This is a genomic window from Streptomyces sp. NPDC098789 (genome assembly GCF_044759975.1).
Taxonomy (GTDB): Bacteria; Actinomycetota; Actinomycetes; order Streptomycetales; family Streptomycetaceae; genus Streptomyces.
Genome location: NZ_JBIWAJ010000058.1, coordinates 1 through 4,221, shown reverse-complemented (window position 1 = coordinate 4,221; position 4,221 = coordinate 1). Strand labels below are relative to the sequence as shown.

Genomic DNA, 4,221 nt, shown 5'->3' with positions numbered 1-4,221 from the left:
TGGCTGGAGTCATCAGGTTCCGGCCCGTCGTGCCGTCGAGCGCGATGAGGCGGCGGTGGCCGGCTGGGTGAAGGACGTGTGGCCGCGCCTGGAACTACCGCGGCGGCGCTCGGGGCCTGGCTCCTCTTCGAGGACGAGGCCGGATTCTCGATGACGCCGCCGACCTCCCGCACCTGGGGCAAACGCGGGACCACCCCGGTCACCCGGGTCCGCGGCCGTTCCCAGCGCCGCTTCTCCATCGCAGCCCTGTGCTGCTACAAACCCGGGATGCGATCCCGCCTGATCTACCGGCCCAAACGGCACACCGATCACAAGATCGGCGGCCGCGAGAGCTTCGCCTGGACCGAGTACCGCTACCTCCTCATCGCCGCCCACCAGCAGCTCGGCGGACCGATCGTCCTCGTCTGGGACAACTTGAACGTCCACAAGGACCGGCGGATGCGCGAGTTCATCGACACCCACGACTGGATCACCGCCTACCACCTGCCGCCCTACGCACCTGATCTCAACCCGGTTGAGGGCATCTGGTCAGTGCTCCGCCGGACCAGCCAGGCCAACACCGCCTTCGCCGACCCCGATGCCCTCATCCGCCGACTACGACTCGGTCTCCGCCAGATCCAGTACCGAAGCGACGTCATCGACGGCTGGCCTCGCCGCGACCGGCCTCACACTCACGACACCACGCCTACAACCTCAGTAAACCCGGCCAACCGGCCCGTCTCATCCACCGGCCCCGGACCCGCCTTCTCCTCAAGGGCGCCCGCAAAAGCTTCTCCTGGCAGGACTACCGCGACCTGCTGGTACCGGCACACATCCAGCTCGGAGGCCCGATTGTGGTCGTCTGGGACAACCTCAACACCCACCTGGCCGCCGGGCTGAAACGGTACGAAGCCGAGCACGACTGGCTCACCACCATCCGGCTACCTGCCTATGCACCTGACCTGAACCCCGTCGAGGCCGTCTGGTCGCTCGTGCGCAGAGCAATGGCCAACACCGCCTTCCACACACCCGATGACCTCGACCGCAAACTCCGCCGAGAGTTACGCAGAGTCCAACTCCGACCCCAGCTCATCGACGGCTGCCTCACCGCGACCGGCCTCGCCCTCGACCCACCGACGCCACCCTGAAAACCTCAGTAACCACATAGTCACGCCCCCGGTCGCGCGAACAGTACCCGATAGGTGACCGGGGGCACACCCGACAACCCGAACCCCGTGCGGCGCGTCACAGAACTCGAACTCGCCAACGGGCCAGTGCCGACGAGCCGAGGAAGATCGGATGTCGGGCACACGACTTCACCCCGGACCACCTCACTCGGCCACGGCGGTACTCGGCCATACGTGCCTCAGGGATACCGCCCACGGCCGTGCTGGCGTCGATCTGAGAGGGATGGAAGCGAAGGTGACGCAACGGCATGGGGGCAGAGCATAGTGTGCAGGACGAGAGGAAGACGATGATGCGGGTACTAGTTGCGGAGGATGAGGTTGATCTGGCCGAACTGATCACCACCGGCTTGCGCCGAGCGGGCTTCGCGGTGGACTCGGTCTACAGCGGGGACGCGGCGCAGGCCTACCTGGGATTGCACGAGTACGACGTCCTCGTACTTGACCGAGACTTGCCCCGGGTGCACGGCGACGAGGTCGCTCGCGCCCTGGTCGGGAGCGAATACGGGACCCGCATCCTCATGCTGACCGCGTCGAGCACGACGGAGGACCGGGTCGAGGGATTGGAGCTGGGCGCCGACGACTACCTTGGCAAGCCCTTCGAATTCCCCGAACTCATCGCCCGGGTTCGGGCACTGGGCCGACGCAGCATGCGCGCCACGCCCCCGATCATGGAACGCGCCGGGCTGGTGCTGGACACAGCACGGCGCACCGCTCTGCGGGATGGACGGGCCCTACGCCTGTCCCCGAAGCAGTTCGAGGTGCTGCGGATCCTGGTGGAGGCCAACGGTACGTTGGTCAGTGCCGAGGAACTACTGGAACGGGCTTGGGACGCACACGCCGATCCGTTCACGGGCGCCGTCCGGGTCACGATGAGTAAACTCCGCTCTGAGTTGGGGGATCCACCACTCATCAGGACCGTGCAGGGTGCGGGGTATGCGCTGTGAGACACGCCCCGGCCGCGCGTGATACCCCACACGGGAAGCCGCGCCCACCTCTGCGCAGCACTGTGCGGACGCGCATTGCCCTCGCCTACGGCACTGTGTTCGCCGTACTCGGGGCGCTGCTGTTGACACTGGTCAACGTACTGTCGCGCCGTGGCACCCGGATCGAGGCCGAGGACATCATCAACCGGCGCTCGGATGGCGGTATCTCGGTGGTACCGGACCCGACGGCCAGCCCGGTGCCTGGCGCGGTTGCGTTGGTGTCAACGGAGGTGAGCGAGGCAGCGGCGCGGCAGCTGCTGCTGTGGTCGGCTGTCGGACTAGCGGTTACCGTGCTGCTGGCCGTGGGTGTCGGCTGGTGGACGGCGGTCCGTGTTCTGCGGCCGGTGCAGGCGATGACCGAAAGCGCCCGGCGGATCTCCGTACGTAATCTGCACGAGCGGATTGGGGCGACGGGTCCAGCCGACGAGCTGAAGGAACTCGGCGACACCCTCGACGGACTGCTGGAACGGCTGGAACGGGCCTTCGAGAGCCAACGCCGGTTCATCGCGAATGCCTCGCACGAGCTGCGAACACCCCTGGCCACTCAGCGGACGGCGATCCAGTTGGGAATGGAGAAGGGCGCAAGCCCGGCCGAACTGGCCCGTACGAAGGAGCTGATGCTCAGGGCGAACAGGCGCAGCGAGCACCTGATCGACGGACTCCTGGTACTGGCCCGAAGCGAGCGGGGCCTGGCGGAGCGGCAACCGGTCGACTTGGCTGCGCTGGTGGAAGCGGAGTGCGCGAGACACCAAGGGGTCCTGCGGGTCCTTTCTCCGTGCCAGGTCTGGGGCAACAGCACGCTGCTGGCCCGGCTGACGGCCAACCTCCTGGCCAACGCGGTGGCCTACAACCGTGAAGAGGACAGCTGGGTACGGGTCACCGTACATGGCGATGGGGTGCTGACCGTGACGAACCCGGGCCCGACCGTGCATGAGTCGGAGGTCGAGGCTCTGTTCGAACCGTTCCGCCGCGGAGCGTCCCGCGACCGTACCGGAACAGGTTCCGGGTTGGGCCTGTCGATCGTACGGTCGATCGCCCTGGCTCACGGCGGCAAGGTGAGCGCCGTTTCTGGACCGCCGGCGGAAGGAGGCCTGATCGTCACTGTTCACTTCAACCCGGTGGCACCTCCCCCAACGGAGTTCTGACTTCAGCTCGTTGGGGTAAATTGTTGAGAAGTCCTTGTTGAGTGTACGTGAGTAACTGTATCCGTGGTGTGTGAGATATGCGGATTGGGGCATGCTCACTCCGGCAGGACGTCAGCGGCGCGAGACAGTACAGACGCGATTAGCCGAACTGTTCGAGTAACGGATCGCGGTGTCGAAAGTCGCACGTAGGCTGCGGGTGACGGGCCTCAAGTTTTCCGGACAGCGATCTGACCATCTGTTTCATGCGGCTATGCGCAACTCCGAATATTCGGCGTGGGCTTCCCATAATGGGCGATAGCCGATAGTCGAGTGGAGGCGTTTGTGATTGTACCAGATTTCGATGTATCGGGTGATGTCCCGCTGGGCGTCCTCTCGGGTCAGATACGTCACGCGGGAAACCCGCTCGTTCTTCAGAGTGCCGAAGAATGATTCCGCCATAGTGTTATCCCAGCAGACGCCAGTGCGTCCGGATGGTCGGCGGAGTCCGAACCGCTTCAGAGTTGCCGCGAACTCAGCGGACATGTAATTCGATCCGCGATCGGAGTGGATTATTGCACCGTCGGCGAGCTTTCTGTTCCGTGCCGCGTTGTGGATGGCGCGCGATATGAGAGGGGTTTGGTAGTGGTCGTCCATCGCGTAACCGATGACTTCCTTGGTACAGCAGTCAATGACCGTTGCGAGATAAAGCCACCCTTCTCCAGCTTTAACATAGGTTATGTCGCCGACAAGTTTTTCTCGTAGCCGGACTTTGACACCGCGAGCCGTTCACACATGAACTCAACAGAATATGCGTACTCCGTGGTGTCGAGCCGCATCACCTCGATGAACTCGTACTTTCTCGCTACCGGGGATCCCTCGCGAAGTACGCTGCGGCTTTTTTTAGAAAGGCGTTCTCCATCTCCAGATCACGGATACGCCGGTCCTGTT

The 4,221-nt window shown here is 64.5% G+C and carries 4 protein-coding genes and 2 pseudogenes; 5 read left to right on the top strand and 1 reads right to left on the bottom strand.

The window, feature by feature from the left end; genetic code table 11:
- From ACIQWR_RS41390 to ACIQWR_RS41370, 5 genes and pseudogenes are all read left to right on the top strand, one after another.
- Positions 1–154, top strand: a 154-nt coding sequence (locus tag ACIQWR_RS41390) for a winged helix-turn-helix domain-containing protein (RefSeq protein WP_404021328.1), incomplete at its 5' end; no start/stop codon positions are given.
- Positions 151–700: pseudogene (locus ACIQWR_RS41385) on the top strand (transposase). The gene ACIQWR_RS41390 and the pseudogene ACIQWR_RS41385, both read left to right, overlap by 4 nt.
- A gap of 133 nt (positions 701–833) precedes the next feature.
- Positions 834–1,127, top strand: a complete 294-nt coding sequence (locus tag ACIQWR_RS41380) for a transposase (protein ID WP_404021322.1) — start codon at positions 834–836, stop codon at positions 1,125–1,127.
- Between the two features lie 329 nt (positions 1,128–1,456).
- The gene (locus ACIQWR_RS41375; RefSeq protein WP_404021325.1) at positions 1,457–2,110 is read left to right on the top strand and encodes a response regulator transcription factor; all 654 of its coding nucleotides are present in this window, start codon (positions 1,457–1,459) and stop codon (positions 2,108–2,110) included.
- A 95-nt stretch (positions 2,111–2,205) separates the two neighbouring features.
- Positions 2,206–3,294, top strand: coding sequence for a sensor histidine kinase (locus ACIQWR_RS41370; RefSeq protein ID WP_404021320.1), 1,089 nt, complete (start codon positions 2,206–2,208; stop codon positions 3,292–3,294).
- Between the two features lie 240 nt (positions 3,295–3,534).
- Here the strand turns inward: ACIQWR_RS41370 and ACIQWR_RS41365 are convergent.
- Positions 3,535–4,020, bottom strand: a pseudogene (locus tag ACIQWR_RS41365) (IS3 family transposase); the annotation flags it as partial.
- Positions 4,021–4,221 lie beyond the last annotated feature (201 nt).